Annotated in this window: 22 protein-coding genes and 2 pseudogenes; 4 read left to right on the forward strand and 20 right to left on the reverse strand. The window is 67.2% G+C overall.

All coding sequences use genetic code 11. The annotated features are described in order from the left end of the window. The 5 genes and pseudogenes from ABY44_RS11840 to ABY44_RS11860 all read right to left on the reverse strand — a co-directional run. Nucleotides 1-439, reverse strand: a pseudogene (locus tag ABY44_RS11840) (DNA polymerase Y family protein); the annotation flags it as partial. Beyond that, a complete protein-coding gene (gene imuA / locus ABY44_RS11845; protein ID WP_060171895.1) occupies nt 372-1,079 on the reverse strand; it encodes a translesion DNA synthesis-associated protein ImuA in 708 nt (235 codons plus the stop codon). The gene imuA and the pseudogene ABY44_RS11840, both read right to left, overlap by 68 nt. A gap of 341 nt (nt 1,080-1,420) precedes the next feature. Continuing rightward, a complete protein-coding gene (locus ABY44_RS11850) occupies nt 1,421-2,215 on the reverse strand; it encodes an ABC transporter ATP-binding protein (protein ID WP_048025685.1) in 795 nt (264 codons plus the stop codon). 1 nt (nt 2,216) lies between these two features. Further along, nucleotides 2,217-3,113: an ABC transporter permease gene (locus ABY44_RS11855; protein WP_027789071.1), complete on the reverse strand. Its 897-nt coding sequence runs from the start codon at nt 3,111-3,113 to the stop codon at nt 2,217-2,219. A gap of 139 nt (nt 3,114-3,252) precedes the next feature. Then, the gene (locus ABY44_RS11860) at nt 3,253-4,218 is read right to left on the reverse strand and encodes an ABC transporter substrate-binding protein (protein ID WP_060171897.1); all 966 of its coding nucleotides are present in this window, start codon (nt 4,216-4,218) and stop codon (nt 3,253-3,255) included. 333 nt (nt 4,219-4,551) lie between these two features. Here ABY44_RS11860 and ABY44_RS11865 point away from each other — a divergent pair, with 333 nt between their 5' ends. Beyond that, on the forward strand, nt 4,552-4,860 hold the full coding sequence (locus tag ABY44_RS11865) for a VF_A0006 family four-cysteine protein (RefSeq protein ID WP_021164244.1): 309 nt from the start codon (nt 4,552-4,554) through the stop codon (nt 4,858-4,860). 107 nt (nt 4,861-4,967) lie between these two features. Here ABY44_RS11865 and ABY44_RS11870 read toward each other — a convergent pair whose 3' ends face one another. Continuing rightward, nucleotides 4,968-5,783 carry a MetQ/NlpA family ABC transporter substrate-binding protein gene (locus ABY44_RS11870; RefSeq protein WP_060171899.1) on the reverse strand — a complete coding sequence of 272 codons (816 nt, stop codon included), beginning with the start codon at nt 5,781-5,783 and terminating at the stop codon, nt 4,968-4,970. A gap of 204 nt (nt 5,784-5,987) precedes the next feature. Then, on the reverse strand, nt 5,988-7,625 hold the full coding sequence (locus tag ABY44_RS11875) for a methyl-accepting chemotaxis protein (protein WP_060171987.1): 1,638 nt from the start codon (nt 7,623-7,625) through the stop codon (nt 5,988-5,990). A 225-nt stretch (nt 7,626-7,850) separates the two neighbouring features. Here ABY44_RS11875 and ABY44_RS11880 point away from each other — a divergent pair, with 225 nt between their 5' ends. Continuing rightward, on the forward strand, nt 7,851-8,141 hold the full coding sequence (locus ABY44_RS11880) for a YciI family protein (protein WP_021163754.1): 291 nt from the start codon (nt 7,851-7,853) through the stop codon (nt 8,139-8,141). A 144-nt stretch (nt 8,142-8,285) separates the two neighbouring features. On the opposite strand, the gene ABY44_RS11885 is transcribed toward ABY44_RS11880, so the two are convergent. The 5 genes from ABY44_RS11885 to ABY44_RS11905 are packed head-to-tail and all read right to left on the reverse strand — an operon-like array spanning nt 8,286 to nt 12,367. Further along, complete coding sequence (locus ABY44_RS11885) at nt 8,286-8,903, reverse strand: SCO family protein (RefSeq protein ID WP_042978155.1); 618 nt, start codon at nt 8,901-8,903, stop codon at nt 8,286-8,288. Between the two features lie 18 nt (nt 8,904-8,921). Beyond that, nucleotides 8,922-9,824, reverse strand: a complete 903-nt coding sequence (gene cyoE / locus ABY44_RS11890) for a heme o synthase (protein WP_006477738.1) — start codon at nt 9,822-9,824, stop codon at nt 8,922-8,924. A gap of 8 nt (nt 9,825-9,832) precedes the next feature. Then, a complete protein-coding gene (locus ABY44_RS11895; protein ID WP_021163752.1) occupies nt 9,833-10,945 on the reverse strand; it encodes a COX15/CtaA family protein in 1,113 nt (370 codons plus the stop codon). Nucleotides 10,946-10,969: 24 nt separating this feature from the next. After that, a complete protein-coding gene (locus tag ABY44_RS11900; RefSeq protein ID WP_027789066.1) occupies nt 10,970-11,596 on the reverse strand; it encodes an SCO family protein in 627 nt (208 codons plus the stop codon). Nucleotides 11,597-11,656: 60 nt separating this feature from the next. Further along, nucleotides 11,657-12,367: an SURF1 family protein gene (locus ABY44_RS11905; protein ID WP_059489878.1), complete on the reverse strand. Its 711-nt coding sequence runs from the start codon at nt 12,365-12,367 to the stop codon at nt 11,657-11,659. Nucleotides 12,368-12,451: 84 nt separating this feature from the next. Between ABY44_RS11905 and ABY44_RS11910 the strand changes: the two genes are divergently transcribed. Continuing rightward, a complete protein-coding gene (locus ABY44_RS11910; RefSeq protein ID WP_011353273.1) occupies nt 12,452-12,661 on the forward strand; it encodes a twin transmembrane helix small protein in 210 nt (69 codons plus the stop codon). 174 nt (nt 12,662-12,835) lie between these two features. Here ABY44_RS11910 and ABY44_RS11915 read toward each other — a convergent pair whose 3' ends face one another. The 8 genes from ABY44_RS11915 to ABY44_RS11950 form a co-directional block, all read right to left on the reverse strand. Next, the gene (locus ABY44_RS11915; protein ID WP_021163749.1) at nt 12,836-13,693 is read right to left on the reverse strand and encodes a cytochrome c oxidase subunit 3; all 858 of its coding nucleotides are present in this window, start codon (nt 13,691-13,693) and stop codon (nt 12,836-12,838) included. 138 nt (nt 13,694-13,831) lie between these two features. Continuing rightward, a complete protein-coding gene (locus ABY44_RS11920; protein WP_021163748.1) occupies nt 13,832-14,032 on the reverse strand; it encodes a DUF2970 domain-containing protein in 201 nt (66 codons plus the stop codon). 16 nt (nt 14,033-14,048) lie between these two features. Further along, nucleotides 14,049-14,657, reverse strand: a complete 609-nt coding sequence (locus ABY44_RS11925; protein ID WP_011353276.1) for a cytochrome c oxidase assembly protein — start codon at nt 14,655-14,657, stop codon at nt 14,049-14,051. A gap of 35 nt (nt 14,658-14,692) precedes the next feature. Beyond that, nucleotides 14,693-14,833, reverse strand: coding sequence for a cytochrome oxidase small assembly protein (locus ABY44_RS11930; RefSeq protein ID WP_027789063.1), 141 nt, complete (start codon nt 14,831-14,833; stop codon nt 14,693-14,695). Between the two features lie 80 nt (nt 14,834-14,913). Beyond that, nucleotides 14,914-16,521, reverse strand: coding sequence for a cytochrome c oxidase subunit I (ctaD, locus tag ABY44_RS11935; RefSeq protein ID WP_014895962.1), 1,608 nt, complete (start codon nt 16,519-16,521; stop codon nt 14,914-14,916). Nucleotides 16,522-16,564: 43 nt separating this feature from the next. Next, complete coding sequence (gene coxB, locus ABY44_RS11940; RefSeq protein ID WP_059688660.1) at nt 16,565-18,160, reverse strand: cytochrome c oxidase subunit II; 1,596 nt, start codon at nt 18,158-18,160, stop codon at nt 16,565-16,567. 57 nt (nt 18,161-18,217) lie between these two features. Then, a complete protein-coding gene (locus ABY44_RS11945) occupies nt 18,218-18,742 on the reverse strand; it encodes a DUF2244 domain-containing protein (protein WP_021163744.1) in 525 nt (174 codons plus the stop codon). A 195-nt stretch (nt 18,743-18,937) separates the two neighbouring features. Continuing rightward, nucleotides 18,938-19,903 (reverse strand): methyltransferase domain-containing protein, encoded by a 966-nt coding sequence (locus ABY44_RS11950; protein ID WP_027789060.1) that lies wholly within the window; start codon nt 19,901-19,903, stop codon nt 18,938-18,940. A gap of 81 nt (nt 19,904-19,984) precedes the next feature. Between ABY44_RS11950 and ABY44_RS11955 the strand changes: the two are divergent. Further along, nucleotides 19,985-20,442: pseudogene (locus ABY44_RS11955) on the forward strand (ComF family protein); the annotation flags it as partial.

A 20,442-nucleotide genomic window follows, 5' to 3' on the forward strand; every position in this document is an offset into this window, starting at 1 on the left:
ACAGGCGCGCCGCATAGCCGAGCGCCGCGAGCGTCGCGCGCACCTGTCGGCACAGCGACGGCAGGCCGCCGAACAGGCGCAGGCTCGGGCCGACGTCGACGATCAGCGTGGCTTCGTCGTCGAGCGCGACGCACGGCGAAAAGCGCAGCAACGCGAGCGCGACCGCGCGCAGCGCATCGGCCTCGCGCGCGGGGTCGCGTTCGACGAGCCGCGTGTGCGGCGCGAGCGTGAGCACGCCGCCGCGCTTCATGCCCGCGCGCACGCCCTGCCGGCGCGCGGGCGCATCGGCGATCAGCACGACACCCTGCTCGAGCACCGCGCAGCCTGCTTCGTCCACTTCGTCCGCTTCGTCTACGCGTTGCGCCGCGCCGTCAGACGGCGGCGGGGCGCACACGTCGAGCGGCAGGCGCGGCAGATGGATGCCGAGCAAGACGCGCATAGCGGCTCTCCACGATGGGCGACGGCAGGTCGAGCACGAGCGGCTCGCCGCGTGCGGGGCCGCGACGCTTGACGATGTCGAGCGACACGCCGCCCGGCACCGGATACAGCGCGACACGCAGCACGGCCGGCGACGGTTGCCGCGCGGCCGACAGCGGACGCAGCATCACGAACAGCGTGTCGCCCGTGCGCGCGGCCGCGAGATGCAGGCGCCGCAGCGCATCGGGCCGCGCATCCTGCCAGAGCAGCAGCGCGCCGCAGCACCCCGTCTTGAGCGCCTGCTCGGCGGCCCACAGCGCATCGGTGCGGCTGCCGGCGCGCAGCCACAGCAGCGCGTCGGACGGTACGCCGAGGCTGGAGAGCGCGGTTGCATGCGGCGCTTGAGGCGGCGCGACGAGCGCAAGCGGACGGCGCGCGCTGACGGTGCGTGCGAGCGCGGGCGCGAGCAGCCGCATCTCGCCGCAGCCCGGCTGTGCGGCCAGCAGTTCGACGAGCCCGCCGACCGGCCAGCCGCCGCCCGGCAACTCGGCCGACAGCGGGGCGAAGCCGGTATCAATCGTGCGCGGGCCGCCGCGCGCGAGCTGGGAACCGCGCCACAGCGACGGATGAAGGGATTCGGGAGAAATGGAGGATGCGAGCATGACGCCACCCACAACTGTATGGATATACAGTATATGGCAATGCGCTCGCGTCGCACAGCACCGGCGCGAAACCGGTTTTCGTCAGAGGAAAAACGACGGGAAAGCCGGCGCGGCCGTCATGTTACGCCGCACCGGAGCGGGTATGGCCGGATCGTACCGCCCGAACGCGCGCCACCGCCAACCGGGCCGAATTGCCGACCCGCCGCGCCACCCCAATTCGTCGGGCTGATTCGTCGAGCCGACTTTGTCGACCCGACCCGACTCGCCGGGCCGGCACGCCAACCCTCACGCGAACCGGCACGATGCAACACCCCGCGCCGCGCCGGCCCGCCAGCCGCCCGTCAGCCGAGCAGCAGCGCGTCGTCGTCGAGCTGCTCGTGACGCACCTTCTCGAACATCTGCAGCAGGTCCGGCACGTCGAGCCCCTTGCGCGCGTCGCCCGACACGTCGAGCACGACCTGCCCCTGGTGCAGCATCACCGTGCGGTCGCCGTAGTCGAGCGCCTGCCGCATGCTGTGCGTGACCATCATCGTCGTCAGCCTGCTCTCGGCGACGATGCGCGCGGTCAGCTCCAGCACGAACGCGGCCGTCTTCGGGTCGAGCGCGGCCGTGTGCTCGTCGAGCAGCAGGATCCGCGACGGCCGCAGCGACGCCATCAACAGGCTCACCGCCTGCCGCTGGCCGCCCGACAGCAGACCGATCCGGTCGGTCAACCGGTTTTCCAGCCCGAGGTTCAGCAGCCGCAGCTTGTCGCGGAACAGCTCGCGCGACGGCCGGTCGAGCGCCGCGCGAAAGCCGCGCCGCGCGCCGCGCGCCATCGCGAGCGCCATGTTCTCCTCGATCGTCAGCGCCTCGCAGGTGCCGGCCATCGGATCCTGGAACACGCGCGCGACGAGGTGCGCGCGATCCCACGCGGCCTTGCGCGTGACGTCCGTGCCGTCGATCGAGATGCGTCCCGCATCGACGGCCTGGTCGCCGCTGATCGCATTGAGGAAGGTCGATTTGCCGGCGCCGTTCGAGCCGATCACCGCGACGAACTGGCCGTCGGGAATCTCGAGCGACAGCCCGCGCAGCGCGCGCGTCTCGATCGGCGTGCCGGGATTGAACGTCAGTTTCAGGTCTTGTGCGGACAGCATGTCAGGCCCCTCCGTTCTTGCGCGCGAACAGCTTCTTGCGCGTTGCCGGCAGCACCAGCGCGATCGTGACGAGCGCGGCCGTCACGAGGTTCAGGTCCTGCGCCTTCAGCCCGATGAATTCGCTGTTCAGCGCAAGCGCGATGAAGAAGCGGTAGACGATCGCGCCGAGCACGACGGCGAGCGTCGTCAGCACGAGCCGGCGCGCCGGCAGCAGCGTCTCGCCGATGATCACCGCGGCCAGCCCGATCACGATCGTGCCGATCCCCATCGAGATGTCCGCGCCGCCCTGCGTCTGCGCGAACAACGCACCGGCGAGCGCGACGAGCGCGTTCGACAGCGCCATCCCGGCGAGCGTCGCGCGGCCGGTCGCGATGCCCTGCGCGCGCGCCATCCGCGGGTTCGCGCCGGTCGCGCGCATCGCGAGGCCGAGTTGCGACGAGAAGAACCAGTCGAGGCCAAGCTTCGCGACCACGACGACGATCGCGAGCAGCGCGGGGCGCAGCACGTAATCGGGCATCCAGTCGGGCTGCAGCACGGTGAAGACGGTCGGCTCGGTGATGAGCGGCACGTTCGGCCGGCCCATGATCCGCAGGTTCACCGAATAGAGCGCGATCATCATCAGGATGCTGGCGAGCAGGTCCATGATCTTCAGGCGCACGTTGAGCCAGCCGGTGATGAAGCCGGCCGCCGCGCCCGCGACGATCGCGATGCAGGTCGAGCTGAACGGGTCGTAGCCGGCGGAGATCAGCGTCGCGGCGACGGCGCCGCCGAGCGGAAAGCTGCCGTCGACGGTGAGGTCGGGGAAGTTGAGGATGCGAAACGAGATCAGCACCCCGAGGGCGACGAGGCTGAAGATCAGGCCGATCTCCAGGGCGCCCAGAAACGAGAACAGAGACATGGTGGGGAAATCCTGTTGCTTCCCGGCCGGACGTGTACGGCCGGGCGAAGCGAACGGGCGGCCCCGGGTGGGAGCCGCCCGTCCGGCGGTGTCGTTCAGGCCCGGATCGGGCCTGCAGGCGCGGCGGTCGGGCCGCGGCTTACTTGATGACCGTCTTCGCGTCCTTGAGCAGATCCGGCGCGAGCGTCACGCCCTGCTTCGCGGCCGCACCCGTGTTCGCGAACAGCTCGAGGTTGCTGCTCGTTTCCGACGCGATCGCGCCCGGTTTCTCGCCCTTCAGGATGCGCGCGACGACCTTGCCCGTCTGGCGGCCGAGGTCGCCGTAGTTGATGCCGAGCGCCGCGATGCCGCCGCGCTTCACGCTGTCGGTGTCGCCGGCGACGAGCGGGATCTTCGCTTCGTTCGCGACCTTCACGAGCGCTTCGTACGCGGACACGACGTTGTTGTCGGTGTTCGTGTAGATCACGTCGACCTTGCCGATCAGGCTTTTCGCGGCCGGGCCGATGTCGACGGTGCGCGGCGCGGCCGCCTCCTTCAGCGTCATCCCCTGCTTCGCGAGGATTTCCTTCAGCTCCTTCACGACGACGACCGAATTCGCCTCGCCCGGGTTGTAGACCATGCCGACCGTCTTAGCGTTGGGCACGACGCGCTTGATCAGCGCGACCTGGCGATCGAGCGGCAGCTTGTCGGACACGCCCGTCACGTTGGTGCCCGACGGGCCCCAGCCCTTCACGAGCTGCGCGGCGACCGGATCGGTCACGCCCGAATAGACGACCGGCACGCTCTTCGTCGACGCGACCACCGCCTGCGCGGCCGGCGTCGCGATCGCGACGATCACGTCGGGCTGGTCGCCGACGAACTTGCGCGCGATCTGCGCGGCCGTGCCCGTGTTGCCCTGCGCGCTCTGGTATTCCCACTTGAGCTTGTCGTCGCCGTAGCCTTCCGCCTTCAGCTCGGCGCGCACGCCGTCGCGGATCGCATCGAGCGCCGGGTGGTCGACGATCGACAGCACCTTGACGGTCTGTGCATGCGCGGCACCGGCCAGCGCGAACGCGGCCACGCCGGCCGTGATCGAACGGATCGCGAAAGTCTTGAAACGCTTCATGGGTGTGTCTCCCCCGTATTGTGTCGGTTCTGGATGATGGATTCCCGCCGCCGTCATGCGGGCGCCGCCACGCGTGCGACGCGGTGGCGGCCGGCCCGTGCGCGCCCCGGGAAGGCGTGCAGCGGCGAACGCACGAGGATACCATTTCCGCAGACCACCGCCTGACTCCGAGCTTTCTTGAAGAGGCCGGGCCGCGGCGCCCGCCGGGGCGCCGCCACCGCCCGCGAAGCCCGGCCGGTGGCGGTTTCGGCCGGCCCCGGCGCAACGCGTCAGCCGTGCTCGCGGCTTTACGTTATGCTGTCGGCCGACCCAGTCCACGCCATCGGAGGCGACATGAAACGGGGGATCCGAGCCATCGCATTCGCGGCTGTCGCGCTGGCGTTGCCGGGGGCGGCGTTCGCGCTGACCGACGGCAGCGCGCAATACGACGACTGCATGCTCAATGCGCTGCGCGAGAGCCGCAACGGTGCGGCGGCCCAGTTGATCCAGCGCTCGTGCGACGCGCTGTACCGCAACAACGCGATGCTGCTGCCGCGCGAGCGGCGCTTTCACGAGTGCGTCGTGCAGTCGCTGCCGGGCGTGCGCGACAACTATGCGATCCAGCAGATCATGTCGATCTGCTCGCGGCGCGGCGAGATGTGAGACGGCGCCCAACGCGGCATCCTGCGGCCCCCGACCGGCCGCGCCAATGAAAAAGGGCCTGCGCGATGCAGGCCCTTTCGTTCAGCGGTCCGGCCGGTGTGCGGCGTTCAGAACGACGCGACCATCGAGCCCTTGAACTGCTTCTTGATGAATTCCCGCACTTCCTGCGACTGGTACGCCTTGACCAGCTTCTTCACCCACGGCTGGTCCTTGTCCTTCGCGCGCACGGCGATCAGGTTCGCGTACGGGCTCGTCAGCGATTCGAGCGCGATCGCGTCCTTGGTCGGCTGCAGGTTCGCGGCAAGCGCGTAGTTCGTGTTGATCACGGCCGCGTCGACATCCGACAGCACGCGCGGCAGTTGCGCGGCGTCGAGTTCGGAGATCTTCAGCTTCTTCGGGTTCTCGGCGATGTCGAGCACCGTCGCGTTGTTGCCGCCCGTGCCGGCGCCCGCCTTCAGCTTGATCACGCCTTGCGTCTGCAGCAGCAGCAGCGCGCGGTTCTCGTTCGACGGATCGTTCGGCACCGCGAGCTTCGCGCCTTGCGGCAGGTCCTTCAGCGTCTTGAACTTCTTCGAGTACACGCCGATCGGCGAGATGTAGGTCAGGCCCGCGCTGACGATCTTGTAGCCGCGCTGCTTCACCTGGCTGTCGAGGTAGGGCTGGTGCTGGAAGCTGTTCGCGTCGAGGTCGCCCGAATCGAGCGCCGCGTTCGGCTGCACGTAGTCGTTGAACTCGATGACCTTCACGTTCAGGCCTTCCTTCTCCTTCGCGACCTTCTGCACGAGCTGCCACACTTCCGCATCCGGGCCGGCCACCGTGCCGACCTTGATCACCTTGTCTTCGGCGTGCACGCCTGCCGACAGCGTCAGCGCTGCACCGGTGGCCAGCACGGAAAATACCTTCAGGAGACTGCGACGCTTCATCTGTTTCTCGCTTTCTTGCTTACTGGAAATGGGGCGCGATACGGGTATGCCCCGACTCGCAGGAAGGGGCAAATGGTGTCACAGGATCGGCGGGAAGTGAAATACATCCCGCTCATATGGGTATGCACCGCAGCGGTGCCGGCGGAGGCCGCGCGACTCGGCCGTTAGTTGCGTTTGAGCGACATGCGCGTCAGCCGGCACGCGTCACGCCACCGACGCATGGTCGGCCGCCTTCGTGCCGAATGCAGGTTCGCACGTCTGCCCGCCGGCCCGGCGCGGCGACAGGCCGTCTGCATCGGCGACCCGGAACGCGCCGACCGCATCGCGCAGCCGCGCGGCCTGTTCCTGCAGCGACGCGGCAGCCGCCGCCGCTTCCTCGACGAGCGCCGCGTTCTGCTGCGTCACCTGATCCATCTGCGTGACCGCGCGCCCGACCTGCGTGATGCCGCTCGCCTGCTCCTCGGACGCGGCCGCGATCTCGCCCATGATGTCGGTCACGCGCGCGACGGCCTGGAGGATCTCGCCCATCGTCGTGCCGGCCTGGCCGACCAGCGTCGAGCCGTTGCGCACGCGCTCGACCGAATCGACGATCAGCTCGCGGATCTCCTTCGCGGCCGTCGCGCTGCGCTGCGCGAGCGAGCGCACTTCGCCCGCGACCACCGCGAAGCCGCGGCCCTGCTCGCCCGCGCGGGCCGCTTCGACCGCCGCGTTCAGCGCGAGGATGTTGGTCTGGAACGCGATGCCCTCGATCACGCCGATGATGTCGGCGATCTTGCGCGAGCTGTCGTCGATCTCGCCCATCGTGCCGATCACGCGGTTCACGACGTCGCTCCCCGTGCGCGCGATCTCCGATGCGTTGTTCGCAAGCCCGCTCGCCTGTCGCGCGTTGTCGGCGTTCTGCTTCACCGTCGCGGTCAGCTGCTCCATGCTCGCGGCGGTTTCCTCCAGCGACGCGGCCTGCTCCTCGGTGCGCTGCGACAGGTCGTCGTTGCCGGCCGAGATCTGGCGGCTCGCCGACGCGATCGATCCGGCCGACTGGCGAATCCCGCCGATCGTCGCCTGCAGGCGGGCCTGCATGTCGTGCATCGCGGCCATCATGCTCGTACGGTCGCCCGCGCGCACGGGCACCGGCTGCGTCAGGTCGCCCTGCGCGATGCGCGCCGCGAGCGCGGCCGCTTCGTCGGGCTCGCCGCCGAGGCTGCCGCGCACGTTGCGGATGATCACCAGCATCGCCGCGCTGATCACGAAGCCGATCACGAACACGACCGCGAGGTGGCCGAGCAGCGTCCGGTAATAGATGGTGTCGATGTCCTTCAGGAAGACACCGCTCGAGATGTTCCAGTCCCACGGCGTGAAGCGCGTGACGTAGCTGATCTTCGGCGCGGCGGTTTCGCTGTGCGGCAGGCGCCCGCGGTACTCGGCGAAGCCGCTGCCGGTTTCCTTCGCGGCGTTCAGGATCGTGACGAACAGCGGCTTGCCGTCCGGGTCGAGATAGTCGCCGACCTGCGTGCCGACCAGCTTCGGCAGCGTCGGATGCATCAGCACGACCGGCTTCGAGTCCATCACGAACACGTAGCCCGAATCGCCATAGCGCATCGCGGCCAGGCTCGCGAGCGCGTCGCGCTTCGCGTCGGCCTCGGGCAGCGTGCCGCCCTGCGCAAGTGCGTGATACGCCTTCACGATGCCGGCCGCCGAGTCGACGAGATTCACGATGCCTGCCTTGCGTTCGGCGAGCATCGTCGCGCGCGTCTCGTATGCGCTCCATGCGCCGACGCCCAGAAGACCGATCCATACCAGCGCAAGCGCGAGCCACAGCTTGCGGTTCAAACTCATTCTGCTCATCTGCGTGCCTTTGTCGATGTCGATGCGCACGCTGCGCGCGAACGGCCCGCCCCGCGCAAACGCTTGCCTTTTTATTTACGGCACCGAGGCTTACAACTTGAATACGCGCGGGTGCGGCAAACCGCCGGTCGGTCGGCCGCCCGCGGCGCGACAGCCCGCATCCGCTGTGCTAAAAAGACCGGCTGGCCGGCACACGAGGAGCCGGCACCATTCCGGGGGCCATCCATGTACGTCATCGACATCCACTACACCGCATCGCTCGAACACATCGACGATGCGCTCGAACGCCATCGCGCATTTCTGCAGCCGCAGTTCGACAAGGGCATCTTCATCGCGGCCGGGCCGAAGGTGCCGCGCGAAGGCGGCGTGATCCTCGCGGCCCGCATCGATCGCGACGAACTCGACGCGATCCTGAAGACCGATCCGTTCGTCACCGAGGGGCTCGCCACGTATCGCGTGACGGAATTCCGGATCACGCGTGCCGCATCCGGCTTCAACGTCCCCGCGCTGCCGTAACGCGACATGCGACGCGTGCGCGATGCGCGCGCGCCGACACGCCGCCCGACGGGCGGCGCATGCCAACAACGAGGAGAGAACCAGGGTGACGGCGCGTGGCGGCCGTCACGCGCAACGCCGGGCCGGGCGCCCGGCGGCGGCCGGTCAGTCGACCAGCAGCTTCAGGTCGTGGACCCACGGGCCGGGGCCCTGGCCGTCACGCACGAACAGGCGCAGCTTGCCGTCGCGGTCGAACACGTAGCTCGCGGCGGTGTGATCCATCGTGTAGCTGCCGGGCGTCTTGCCGGGCACCTTCGCGTAGTACACGCGGAAATCCTTCGTGACCTTCTTCAGCGCGGCTTCGTCGGCCGGCCGCAGGCCGATGAACGACGGATCGAACGCGGGCACGTACTGGCCGAGCAGCGCCGGCGTGTCACGCTCCGGGTCGACGGTGACGAACAGCACCTGCACGCGTTTCGCGGCATCGGGCCCGAGCTGCTTCAACGCTTCGGACAGCTCGGCCATCGTCGTCGGGCACACGTCCGGGCAGTGCGTATAGCCGAAGAACATCACGACGGCCTTGCCCTTGAAATCGCCGAGCGTGCGCACCTTGCCGGCCGTATCGGGCAGCGAGAAGTCGCTGCCGAACTGCGTGTTGCCGGTGATGTCGAGATTCTGGAATTTCGGCGCGTTGTCGCATCCGGCGAGCAGCAGCGCTGCCGTGAATGCGCATGCGAGCATCCAGCCTTGGCGCGCGCGGCGCCCGAACCGTGATTGGAGCATTGCGTTCAAACCGTGCGGTTACACGCCGAGCAGCGGGCGTGCATAGTGATCGACGAGCAGCGCGGCAAACAGCAGCGACAGGTAGACGATCGAGTAGCGGAAGGCCTTGCGGGCGAGTTCGTCCGAATAGTCGCGATGGATCTTCCACGCATACGCGAGGAACACCGCGCCGAGCAGCACCGCGCTCGTCAGGTAGACGGCCCCGCTCATCCCGGAGATGAACGGCATCAGCGTGACCGCGAACAGGATCACCGTGTACAGCAGGATGTGCAGCCGCGTGAACTTCTCGCCGTGCGTGACGGGCAGCATCGGCAGCCCCGCGTTCTCGTAATCCTTGCGGCGATACAGCGCGAGCACCCAGAAATGCGGCGGCGTCCACACGAAGATGATCAGCACGAGGATCCACGCGTCGCCCGGCACCGCGCCGGTGACCGCGGCCCACCCGAGCGCCGGCGGCATCGCGCCCGACGCGCCGCCGATCACGATGTTCTGCGGCGTCATCGGCTTGAGCAGCAGCGTGTAGATCACCGCATAACCGACGAAGGTGGCGATCGTCAGCCACATCGTCAGCGGGTTCGTGAACGTATAGAGCGTCCATGCGCCGACGCTGCCGAGCACGGCCGAGAACAGCAGGATCTGCGGCGTCGTGATCTCGCCGCGCGCGGACGGGCGCCACGCGGTACGGCGCATCATCGCGTCGATCTTCTGTTCGACGAGGCAGTTGATCGCGAACGCCGCGCCGGCCAGCAGCCAGATGCCGACCGTACCGCCGATCAGCACGTGCCACGGCACCATGCCCGGCGTCGCGAGGAACATGCCGATCACCGCGCAGAACACCGCGAGCTGCGTGACACGCGGCTTCGTCAGCGCCATGTACTGGGAAAAGCGGCTACCGGGCGATTGGGAGAGGGTGCTTTGCATGGGGGCGGTCACGCCGGGGCGGCGTCGCGCGCAGGCTGCGCGACACGGCCGGGGCGGCTTGAAAGGATGCGAAAGTTTAACATGACGACGAGCAGCAGCAGGATCGCGGCCCCGCCGTTGTGCGCGACGGCGACCGGCAGCGGCCACTGCAGCACGATGTTGGTCAGGCCCGTCACGAACTGCAGCAGGACGACCAGCAGCACACCGTTCGCCGGCCGCCGCAGCGATTCGAAGCGGCGCATCTTCAGCGCGAACGCGACCAGATACGCGACCACGACGAACGCGAACGTGCGGTGCGTCCAGTGGATCGCGACCAGCGCGTCCTGCGTGATCGCGTCGCCGTCCTTCGTCATTCCGAGCGCGCGCCACAGGTGGAAGCCGTGCTGGAAGTCCATCGGCGGAATCCACTGGCCGTTGCAGGTCGGGAAGTCGGTGCATGCGAGCACCGCGTAGTTGGTGCTCACCCAGCCGCCGAGCGCGATCTGCACGACCAGCAGCACGAGCGCCGCGAGCGCGGCCGCGCGATAGCGGCCGGCTTCCGGATCGTACGACGGCAGCGGCGTCTGCCGCGCCGCAAGCCACCCGAGCGTGCCGAGCAGCGTGAGGCCGAGCAGCAGGTGGATCGTGACGATCACCGGCTGCAGCTTCATCGTGACCGTCCACGCGCCGAACGCGCCCTGCACGAGGATCAGCAGCAGCAGGCTCGTCGGCCACCACGGCGACACGTGCAGCGGGCGGCGGCGCAGCCTCGCGGACCACGCGATCACGACCTGCGCGATGATCAGCACGCCGATCGCCATCGCGAAATAGCGGTGGATCATCTCGATCCACGCCTTGGTCATGCTGACGGGGCCCGTCGGCATCGCCTGGTGCGCGGCCGTGATCGCGGCGTGCGCGATGAACGGCGACGACGTGCCGTAGCAGCCGGGCCAGTCAGGGCAGCCGAGCCCCGAGTCGGTCAGCCGCGTGAAGCCGCCGAACATCACGAGGTCGAGCGTCAGGAAGGTGGTGATCCACACCAGCTTGCGAAACTTGTTGTCGTCGGCCTTCACCCACACGTACGACAGCGGCAGCAGTGCGATGCACAGGCCGATCAGGCCGAGTTGCAGTAGATACGACATCGGTTCTTTGCCTCTCGTCTTGCCTTAGCCGATGCTCGACCACTTCAGCAGCTTCGTCACGTCCGACTTGATCTTGCTGGGGTTCGGATCCTTCGGGAAACGCATCATCAGGTTGCCGTTCGGGTCGACCATGTAGAGGTGGTCGCTGTCCTTCGTGCCGGCATCGGCCGGCAGCCATGCTGCCACCGCGGCCGGATCGGCGACGAGCCGGCGCGTGTCGGGGTACGCGTCGAGCACCTTCTGCGGCATCGCGCCCGCATCGCTGCGCAGCCACACCATCGTGATCCGGTGCCGCTCGCCCGCCTGCGTCACGCGGATCTGGCGCATGAAATAGAGCTTCTGCGCGCATGCGTCGTCACACGCGCTGCGGTCGGTCATCACGAACAGCCACACGCCGCGCAGCGACGACAGCGGCACGGTCTTGCCGGTTTCGTCGGTCACCTGCAGATCCGCAGGGATCGGCCGCTGCGGCTCGATCAGCGTGCCGTAGTTCGTCGAGCCGCCCTTCGGCTTGATCACGTAATAGGTGAAGTACGACGCGATCATCGGCGCCGCGCACACGAGACCCAGCAGCACGAGCATCCAGCGGCCGCGCTTGCGGGCCGCCGGCGACATCGGCGCAGCGGCCGAACCCTGACGGGAAGATTGCATGGACAAATCAGACCTCTCGAAACGAACCCGCGGCGCCGGCGCCGCGTCCTGGCATGGCGCTCACGCGCCGGCCGACTTCTTCGCCGCACGCCGCGCGGCGTACAGGCCGAAGCCGAGCGCGGCCGCCGCCATCGCCCACCACTGAAACATGTAACCGTAATTGCGCTCGACGCCGGTCGTCGCCGCCGGCCAGTCGCGCACGAGCTTGTCGCCGTCGTCGCTCGTCTGCTGGATCACGAACGGCTGCAGCGGCAGCCCCGTTTCCTTCGCATACGCGGCGACGTCCAGGTTCTGCCGGATCTTCTGGTGCGCCGCCGACCCGCCTTCGCCGAGCTCGAACGCACGCGACGCGTCGGCGCGCGCGATGCCCACGATCTCGACATCGCCCGCGGGCGTCGCGAACGGCTCGATCGCCGTGCGATCGGCGATATTGCGCGGCAGCCAGCCGCGGTTCACGAGCACGACGCCGCCGCCCGTGAGTTTAAACGGCATCACGACGTAAAAACCCGGCTGGTCGTTATACGGCCGATTGTCGAGGAACACCGCCTGTTCAGGCAGGAAACGGCCCTTCGCCCGCACGCGGTGAAACTCGATCGACGCGAGCGGCATCGGCTGCGCGCCGACGTCGACGGGCGCCGCCTGCTCGTAGCGCTCGATGCTCGCCTGCAGCGCTTCCTTCTGGTGCGCGCGGTCGCGCTGCCAGAAACCGAGACGGATCGTGACCGCGACGACGACGAGAATCAGCAGCGCAGGCAGCCAGCGGATCTTCATCATGCAGCCCGCCCGGCTGGTGCCGGAACGCGAAGTGCGATAATTATCCTCTTCCTTCCGAATTGCCGCCGTCCGGTTCGTGTCATGCACATACTCGTTCCCATCGCCTTCGTCCTCATCATTGCCAGCATGGGCTCGGCGCTCTACTTCATGATGCACGACCGCGGCCACACGAAACGCATGGTCTGGTCGCTCGCCACCCGCGTCGGGCTGTCGGTCTCGCTGTTCCTGCTCATCCTGATCGCGAACTGGATGGGCTGGATCCATTCGACCGGCCTGCCGATCGGGCGTTGATACCGTTGCCGTGGTCGCCGCCGTGACATTTCGCCGCATGGCCGCGCCACCAAGCAAAAGCGCCGCCTGACTGAGTCGCGGCGGCGCCAGGGTGGTGTCGCTCGCAGCCTCGCTGCCGCGCCCACGACACCAATGAAAACGGCCCGCGCATTGCTGCGCGGGCCGTTTTTCCATTTACAGCCAGTAGACGACGACGTACAGGCCGAGCCAGACGACGTCGACGAAGTGCCAGTACCACGCGGCGCCTTCGAATGCGAAGTGGTGATCGGGCTTGAAATGGCCGCGGATCATCCGCACCAGCACCACCGCGAGCATCGTGCCGCCGAGGAACACGTGGAAGCCGTGGAAGCCCGTCAGCAGGAAGAACGTCGAACCGTACACGCCCGAGTTCAGCGTCAGGTTCAGTTCGTTGTACGCGTGGTAGTACTCGAAGCCCTGCAGGAACAGGAAGCAGATACCGAACACGAGCGTCGCGGCCAGCCATGCGATCGCCTTCTTGCGATGGTCGTCACGCAGCGCGTGGTGCGAGATCGTCAGCGTCACGCCCGACGACAGCAGGAACGCGGTGTTCAGCGTCGGGATCGGCCACGGGCCCATCGTCTTGAAGTGACCGGCGAGTGCTGCCGGGCCTTCGTTCGGCCACACGGCGGAGAAATCCGGCCAGATCAGCTTGTAGTCGAGGCTGCCGAGCTGGTGCAGCGCGATTTCACGTGCATAGAACAGCGCGCCGAAGAACGCGCCGAAGAACATGACTTCCGAGAAGATGAACCAGCTCATGCTCCAGCGGTACGACTTGTCGACGTTCTTGCCGTAATGACCGCCTTCCGACTCGGCGATCGCGTCGCCGAACCAGTGATACAGCGTGAAGAGCAACCACAGCAGGCCGAGCAGTGCCGTAAACGGCGCCCAGTCGTGACCGTTGATCCACAGCGCCGCCGATCCGAGCATGACCAGCAGGCCGGTGGCCGCACTGATCGGATGGTGCGACGGATGCGGCACGAAATAGTACGGGGTCTGGTTTTGACCGCTCATGCTTGATTCTCCACTTCTGTCCAATTTGTGTACCGGAAACCGCTCCGGCTTTATTTCTTGCGCGGCGTGACCGCCACCGCTCTTTCCTGCACGCGGCGCCGTGGCGCCGCGCACTGCATTCTTTCGTGGCCGCGCGCCTCAGCCCACGACGGCACGCACGATCAGGATCAGCACGCCGATGAACACACCGGCCGCCAGCAACGCGACAATCAGCACGTGCAGCGGATTCAGCTGCGTCGCGTCGGCCTCCAGGTCGCGCCGCTTGCGCACCCCGAAGAACGACCACAGCACGGCCTTCAGCGCCTGACCGAACGACCCGCCCCGCTTGACCTCCGTCATCGCCCCGCCTCCGTCGTCATGCGTCCGGCTTCGCCGCGCCCTGCGCCGCGGTCTTGCCCGGCGCCGGCGCCGGCGTGGCCGGCGTATTCAGCTCGAAGAACGTGTACGACAGCGTGATCGTCTTCACGTCCTTCGGCAGTTTCGGATCGATCACGAACACCACCGGCATCTTGCGCGATTCGTTCGCGGCCAGCGTCTGCTGCGTAAAGCAAAAGCACTCGATCTTCTTGAAGAACTCCGTCGCCTGCTTCGGCGCGTAGCTCGGAATCGCCTGTGCAACGACCGGCCTGCCCTGCCCGTTCGTCACGTCGTACACGATCGTCGTCAGCTCACCCGGATGCACGTCGAGGCTGTTGTGCTCCGGCTTGAAACCGAGCGGGCCGCGCGCATTCGCGTCGAACTCGACCGACACCGTGCGGCTGGTGTCGACCTGCGAATTCTTCACCTCGCGCTCGCTCACATCGCGCTGCACCAGGTTGTTGATGCCGGTGATCTGGCAGATCGCCCGGTACATCGGGATCAGCGCGAAGCCGAAACCGAACATCAGCCCGGCCACGACGAAGAGCTTCACCAGCATCGAACGATTGAACGCGCGATCGACGGCGCCCTCTTCCGGCTTCGACATACGACAACTTCCTCGCTACTGCGTCTGTTGCTGCATCAGTGAGTGGACAGCCACCACTGCTTGATCACGACACCCACAAAAAAAACGGCGGCGATGACGAGCAGGATGAGGCCGAGCCGCTTGTTGCCCGCGCGGATCTGCTCGGGCGTTCGTCTTTGTTGTGGATTCCGGTTCATCTGAAACTTCGCTGACATTTCAATTCCGCGCCCGCCGCGCCTGCCTGCGCGGCAGGCAACGGCGGAGCGCGGGGTGAAACTTATTCGACGTGCGGCGGTTGCTCGAACGTATGGAAGGGAGCCGGGCTCGGCACCGTCCACTCGAGGCCCGTCGCGCCGTCCCACGGCTTGTCCGACGCCTTTTCCAGCTCGCCGCCGCCACGGTAGGCCGGCAGCGCGACCGCGAACAGGAAGTACACCTGCGCGAGGCCGAAGCCGAATGCGCCGATCGTCGCGACCTGGTTGAAGTCCGTGAACTGCGCCGGGTAGTCCGCATAACGACGCGGCATGCCGGCGAGACCGACGAAGTGCATCGGGAAGAACGTCAGGTTGAAGAAGATCATCGACGACCAGAAGTGGATCTTGCCGCGCGTCTCGTTGTACATCCAGCCCGTCCACTTCGGCGCCCAGTAGTACCAGCCCGAGAACAGCGCGAACAGCGAGCCGGCCACCAGCACGTAGTGGAAGTGCGCCACCACGAAGTAGGTGCCGTGGTACTGGATGTCGAGCGGCGCCATCGCGAGCATCAGGCCCGTGAGACCGCCGAACGTGAACACGAACAGGAAGCCGATCGCGAACAGCATCGGGGTTTCGAAGGTCATCGAGCCGCGCCACATCGTCGCGAGCCAGTTGAACACCTTCACGCCCGTCGGCACCGCGATCAGCATCGTCGCGTACATGAAGAACAGCTGGCCGGTGACCGGCATGCCCGTTGCGAACATGTGGTGCGCCCAGACCATGAACGACAGGATCGCGATCGAAGCCGTCGCGTACACCATCGAGCTATAGCCGAACAGCGTCTTGCGTGCGAACGCCGGGATCACCTGCGACACGATCCCGAACGCCGGCAGAATCATGATGTACACCTCGGGGTGGCCGAAGAACCAGAAGATGTGCTGGTACATCACCGGGTCGCCGCCGCCTGCCGCGTTGAAGAACGACGTGCCGAAGTGACGGTCGAACAGCACCATCGTGATCGCGCCCGCCAGAACCGGCATCACCGCGATCAGCAGGTACGCCGTGATCAGCCACGTCCATGCGAACATCGGCATCTTCATCAGCGTCATGCCCGGTGCGCGCATGTTCAGGATCGTCACGACGATGTTGATCCCGCCCATGATCGACGACGCACCCATGATGTGCACCGCGAAGATCGCGAAGTCCATGCCCGGGCCCATCTGCGTCGACAGCGGCGCGTAGAGCGTCCAGCCGGCGGCCGTCGCGCCGCCCGGCGCGAAGAACGAACCGACCAGCAGCACGGCAGCGACCGGTAGCAGCCAGAAGCTGAAGTTGTTCATCCGCGCGAACGCCATGTCGGATGCGCCGATCTGCAGCGGAATCATCCAGTTCGCGAAGCCGACGAACGCCGGCATGATCGCGCCGAACACCATGATCAGGCCGTGCATCGTCGTGAGTTCGTTGAAGAACTCCGGACGCATGATCTGCAGGCCCGGCTCGAACAGCTCGGCCCGGATGCCGAGGGCCATCACGCCGCCCGACAGGAACATGATGAACGAGAACAGCAGGTACAGCGTACCGATGTCCTTGTGGTTGGTGGCGAACAGCCAGCGCCGCCAGCCGTGCGGCATTTCGTGCGCGTGGTCGTCGTGCGCGTGGTCCGCGGCTACGTCGTGCCCGATGCTAGACATGAGAATCTCCTAATGCGAATACGTCGACTAACTCAGCGACACGTCAAGCCGCCGGCCCGATCTCGACACGCCGGGCTTCCTTCGCGTCCGCCCCGCCCGTGATCGTTTCCGGCTTTTTGAGAATAATGTGGTCTTCCGCCACGCCTGCTGCCTTCAGCGCGTCGCGCACGGCTTGCGCGCGATGCTTCGCCAGTTCGGCGTTCGCGTCGGCCGAGCCCGTCTTGTCGGTAAAGCCCGACAGCGCGAGCTTCGCGTCCGGATGTGCCTTCGCATAGTCGGCCGCAGCGGCGATCGCCGCTTTCGCGTCGGCCGGCAGCACGCTCTTGCCCGTCTCGAAGTAGATCGTCGACAGTGCGGCCGATGCCGACGCTGCCGCCGGCTGTTCGGCTGCGCCCGACGCGGCTTGCGCCGGCGCCGAAGCCGCTTCGGCCGGTGCTGCGGCGCCTGCGGTGTCTTCCGGCATCTTGCCGTTACGCGCGTCGGCCACTTGCTTCGGCTGCAGCAGGTCGTTCTTGTGGTTGCCCCACGAGTTGCGTTCGTACGTGATGACCGAAGCGATGTCGAGATCCGACAGCGACGCCCACGACGGCATCGCGCCCTTGCCGTGCAGCACGCGCTCGACGTGGCCGGCGATCGGGCCGTTCACGATCGGGCTGCCGTCCATGGCCGGGAATGCGCCGAGACCCTTGCCGCTCACCTGGTGGCAGGCCGCGCAGTTCGCCTTGTAGACTTCCTCGCCGTGCGCGACGAGTTCGGCCATCGTGTAGACCTTGTTCGGATCGACTGCGGCGCCGGCCAGCTTGGCTTTCTGCGCGGTGACCCACTTCGCGTAGTCTTCGTCCGACAGGACTTCGACGACGACCGGCATGTACGCGTGTTCCTTGCCGCACAGCTCGGTACAGAAACCGCGGAACGTACCGACCTTGTCGGCCTTGAACCACGTGTCGCGCACGAAGCCGGGGATCGCATCCTGCTTCACGCCGAACGCGGGCACGTACCACGAGTGGACGACGTCGTTCGCGGTCGTGATGATGCGGATCTTCTTGTTGACCGGCACGACGAGCGGGTTGTCGACTTCCTGCAGGTAGGTGTCGGTGATCGGCTTCTTGCCCATCACTTCGTCACGCGGGGTGCTGAGCGTCGACAGGAAGCCGATGCCCTCGCCCGGGCCCTTCACGTAGTCGTAGCCCCACTTCCACTGGTAGCCGGTGACCTTGATCGTGAGATCGGCGTTGGTCGTGTCCTTCATCGCGACGACGGCCTTCGTCGCCGGCAGCGCCATCAGCACGACGATGACGAACGGCACGATCGTCCAGATGATCTCGACGGTCGTGCTTTCATGGAAATTGGCGGCCTTGTGGCCCTTGGATTTGCGGTGCGCGAAGATCGAATAGAACATCACGCCGAACACGCCGACGAAGATCACCGTACACAGGATCAGCATCATCGTGTGGAGATCGTAGAGCTCCTCGGCGATTTTCGTGACCGGCGGCTGAAAGTTGATCTCGTTGACGCGGGGGCCGCCCGGGCTATCACCGACCGCCAGGGCGGCACCGGCAAAGAGCAATCCGCTGCATGCCAGCACGCCCGTGAGGGCTCGCTTGATTGTTTTCATAGCATCCTTACCCAAAATTTCCATTCAAACCCTCCCCCGTCGCAAGCCTCCGGCCCGTTTCCGGCCAGTGCCCGCGCCTCGTCAGCCGCAGCGCCTGAGCGATGCGCGCAGTTCGTCCGCGAACTGCGCACGCTTGTACTGCGCGAGATGCTGCCCGATTACGACGGTCTGCCCGCGCGATACCAGCCGAATCGGATCGCGTGGCGTCGCACCCGGCTCGACCCGCACCCAGCGCGGGTTGAATTCGATCTGCGTGAGCCGCTCCGCATCCATCCGCTCGATCACGAGCCGGTGCGGATACAGCCTGATGCGTTCGTAATCGACCGCATGGCGAGCATAGATCGCAAATGCGACACCCACCGCCAGCAACTCGATTCCGGTGAAGGGCATGACGAGCCAGGCCCCCCGCCACATCAGCAATGTCGCGATCACCAGCGAGAAGCCCGCGAGCGACGCGTAAAACAGCACGAACTGGCGCGGCGACGCCGAACAGTTGCGTTTCATCAGCCAGTCTTCGAGGACCGGCTCGCCGTTCGTCGTCTCCGCCAAAACCCTCGCTGCTTCCATCGCCGCCTCACGCGAATGGCATGCGATGCATGCCTGCATCGGACTCGTCGCCCCGTATTGCGGGGACCCCGGGACGACAAGCTGACGCATTATAGGCGGGTTCAATGGCATCCACAAGCAAGCGGCTATCGCCCCGCAAGCCAAGCGCGACAAGCTTTCCGGCCATTTCAGGCGCCAATTCGACCCCGCTTTGCGCCGCTAATTTCAGACATAACAAAACCCCTCTTTACCGCTCTACCGATTCTTCGGACGCCCCTTTCCGATGTCCTCGATGCGCACGATCCCGTGCCCCTCGGCGGTCGTGCGCGGCACGGCCTTCCACGCGTGGCCGTAGATCACTTCGAACGTCAGGGCGATCGTGCCGTCCGCGCGCCGGCGCGCCTCCAGCGCGTCGCCGAGCGCCGCGCGAAAGCGCCGGGTCGCGCGCTGCGGCGCCTCGCGCTCGAACGGATAGGCGCCCCAGCGGCGCACATCGGCCAGCAGGGAGTCGGGGGTCTTGTAGGTGACGGTCAGCACTTCCTGATCCATCACGGGAATCTCGAAGCCGCTCTCGACGAGCATGTCGCCGAGGTCGTGCATGTCGACGAAATCGATCACGCGCGCGGCGGGCGGCGCAATGCCGAGCGCCGCTTCCGCATCCGCGCAGGCCGCGCGCAGTTCGCGCAGCGTGTCGGGGCCGAGTGTGCTGAACATCAGCAGCCCGTTCACGCGCAGCACGCGCTGCCATTCGGGCAGCACCGTGTCCGGACGCGAATGCCAGTGGAGCGCGAGATTCGACCAGATCAGGTCGAACGCACCGCCCGGGAACGGCAGCGCGGCGAAATCGGCCTGGGCGACGCGGGGGCCGCGCTGGCCCAGCGCACGGCCGAGCGAGGCCGGCAGCCAGCGGCGCCAGCTCGTCTGTTCGACCTCGCGCTGACCGGCTCGCGCGAGCATCGCGCCGGACAGGTCGACGCCGAATACGGGTGCCTCCGGAAAGCGCGCGCGCAGCGCCGGCAGGTCGTCCCCCGGGCCGCAGCCCGCGTCCAGCACGGCCGCGGGGCTTACCTTGATGTATTCGAGGCGCTCGTTCATCCGCTGCGCGATCTCGCGCGGCAGGAACGCGACCGCGTCGAACGTGGCGGCGCGGCGGTCGAAGATCCGCCGCAGGCGCCTTGCGTCATTGGCCGGACGGCCGGTTGAAGTCGAAGCTGGGGACATGTCGGGCACACTGGCGAAGAGCCCGAAGTATACTCGCTCGCCCCGCGGGCTTCATTGAGGCGGGGTGTCAGGAGTGTTGCGATGATCCGCAGTTCCGCCCGGCGCACGATGCGCGTCGCTTTGTCGCAGGTTCGCGCGCTGGCCGCGCGCGTCGCCGCGGTCGTGCTGCCGAATCGCTGCGCACTGTGCGGCAATTTGTCACACACGATGATTTGCGTCGCCTGCGACGCCGCGTACTGGAACGAAGCGCGGCTGCGCTGCGGCGTCTGCGCGATACCGCTGGGCATCGGGCAACCGCGTTCGCACCGGCTCCGCGGCGCTCGCGCCGGCAGTGCGGACCCGTACCGTTGCGACGCGTGCCGTGCGGCACCGCCGCCGTTCGATGCGACGCTCGCGCTGGCGGATTACCGCGCGCCGCTCGACGGGCTCGCGCGCGGCCTGAAGTTTCACCGGCAACTCGCGCTCGGCACCGAATTCGCGGCACGGCTCGCGCGGCTGATCGACGATACGCCCGGCGCCAGCGGCTTCGACCTGGTGGC

The sequence above is a fragment of the Burkholderia sp. ZZQ-2 genome (genome assembly GCF_050768715.1).
Lineage (GTDB): Bacteria > Pseudomonadota > Gammaproteobacteria > Burkholderiales > Burkholderiaceae > Burkholderia > Burkholderia cepacia.

What these genes read in the sequence shown, in the direction of transcription:
- imuA (WP_060171895.1), bottom strand. Translation starts at nt 1,079, where the DNA reads ATGCTCGCATCCTCCATTTCTCCCGAATCCCTTCATCCGTCGCTGTGG.
- ABY44_RS11850 (WP_048025685.1), bottom strand. Translation starts at nt 2,215, where the DNA reads ATGCTGTCCGCACAAGACCTGAAACTGACGTTCAATCCCGGCACGCCG.
- ABY44_RS11855 (WP_027789071.1), bottom strand. Translation starts at nt 3,113, where the DNA reads ATGTCTCTGTTCTCGTTTCTGGGCGCCCTGGAGATCGGCCTGATCTTC.
- ABY44_RS11860 (WP_060171897.1), bottom strand. Translation starts at nt 4,218, where the DNA reads ATGAAGCGTTTCAAGACTTTCGCGATCCGTTCGATCACGGCCGGCGTG.
- ABY44_RS11865 (WP_021164244.1), top strand. Translation starts at nt 4,552, where the DNA reads ATGAAACGGGGGATCCGAGCCATCGCATTCGCGGCTGTCGCGCTGGCG.
- ABY44_RS11870 (WP_060171899.1), bottom strand. Translation starts at nt 5,783, where the DNA reads ATGAAGCGTCGCAGTCTCCTGAAGGTATTTTCCGTGCTGGCCACCGGT.
- ABY44_RS11875 (WP_060171987.1), bottom strand. Translation starts at nt 7,625, where the DNA reads ATGAGCAGAATGAGTTTGAACCGCAAGCTGTGGCTCGCGCTTGCGCTG.
- ABY44_RS11880 (WP_021163754.1), top strand. Translation starts at nt 7,851, where the DNA reads ATGTACGTCATCGACATCCACTACACCGCATCGCTCGAACACATCGAC.
- ABY44_RS11885 (WP_042978155.1), bottom strand. Translation starts at nt 8,903, where the DNA reads ATGCTCCAATCACGGTTCGGGCGCCGCGCGCGCCAAGGCTGGATGCTC.
- cyoE (WP_006477738.1), bottom strand. Translation starts at nt 9,824, where the DNA reads ATGCAAAGCACCCTCTCCCAATCGCCCGGTAGCCGCTTTTCCCAGTAC.
- ABY44_RS11895 (WP_021163752.1), bottom strand. Translation starts at nt 10,945, where the DNA reads ATGTCGTATCTACTGCAACTCGGCCTGATCGGCCTGTGCATCGCACTG.
- ABY44_RS11900 (WP_027789066.1), bottom strand. Translation starts at nt 11,596, where the DNA reads ATGCAATCTTCCCGTCAGGGTTCGGCCGCTGCGCCGATGTCGCCGGCG.
- ABY44_RS11905 (WP_059489878.1), bottom strand. Translation starts at nt 12,367, where the DNA reads ATGAAGATCCGCTGGCTGCCTGCGCTGCTGATTCTCGTCGTCGTCGCG.
- ABY44_RS11910 (WP_011353273.1), top strand. Translation starts at nt 12,452, where the DNA reads ATGCACATACTCGTTCCCATCGCCTTCGTCCTCATCATTGCCAGCATG.
- ABY44_RS11915 (WP_021163749.1), bottom strand. Translation starts at nt 13,693, where the DNA reads ATGAGCGGTCAAAACCAGACCCCGTACTATTTCGTGCCGCATCCGTCG.
- ABY44_RS11920 (WP_021163748.1), bottom strand. Translation starts at nt 14,032, where the DNA reads ATGACGGAGGTCAAGCGGGGCGGGTCGTTCGGTCAGGCGCTGAAGGCC.
- ABY44_RS11925 (WP_011353276.1), bottom strand. Translation starts at nt 14,657, where the DNA reads ATGTCGAAGCCGGAAGAGGGCGCCGTCGATCGCGCGTTCAATCGTTCG.
- ABY44_RS11930 (WP_027789063.1), bottom strand. Translation starts at nt 14,833, where the DNA reads ATGAACCGGAATCCACAACAAAGACGAACGCCCGAGCAGATCCGCGCG.
- ctaD (WP_014895962.1), bottom strand. Translation starts at nt 16,521, where the DNA reads ATGTCTAGCATCGGGCACGACGTAGCCGCGGACCACGCGCACGACGAC.
- coxB (WP_059688660.1), bottom strand. Translation starts at nt 18,160, where the DNA reads ATGGAAATTTTGGGTAAGGATGCTATGAAAACAATCAAGCGAGCCCTC.
- ABY44_RS11945 (WP_021163744.1), bottom strand. Translation starts at nt 18,742, where the DNA reads ATGCAGGCATGCATCGCATGCCATTCGCGTGAGGCGGCGATGGAAGCA.
- ABY44_RS11950 (WP_027789060.1), bottom strand. Translation starts at nt 19,903, where the DNA reads ATGTCCCCAGCTTCGACTTCAACCGGCCGTCCGGCCAATGACGCAAGG.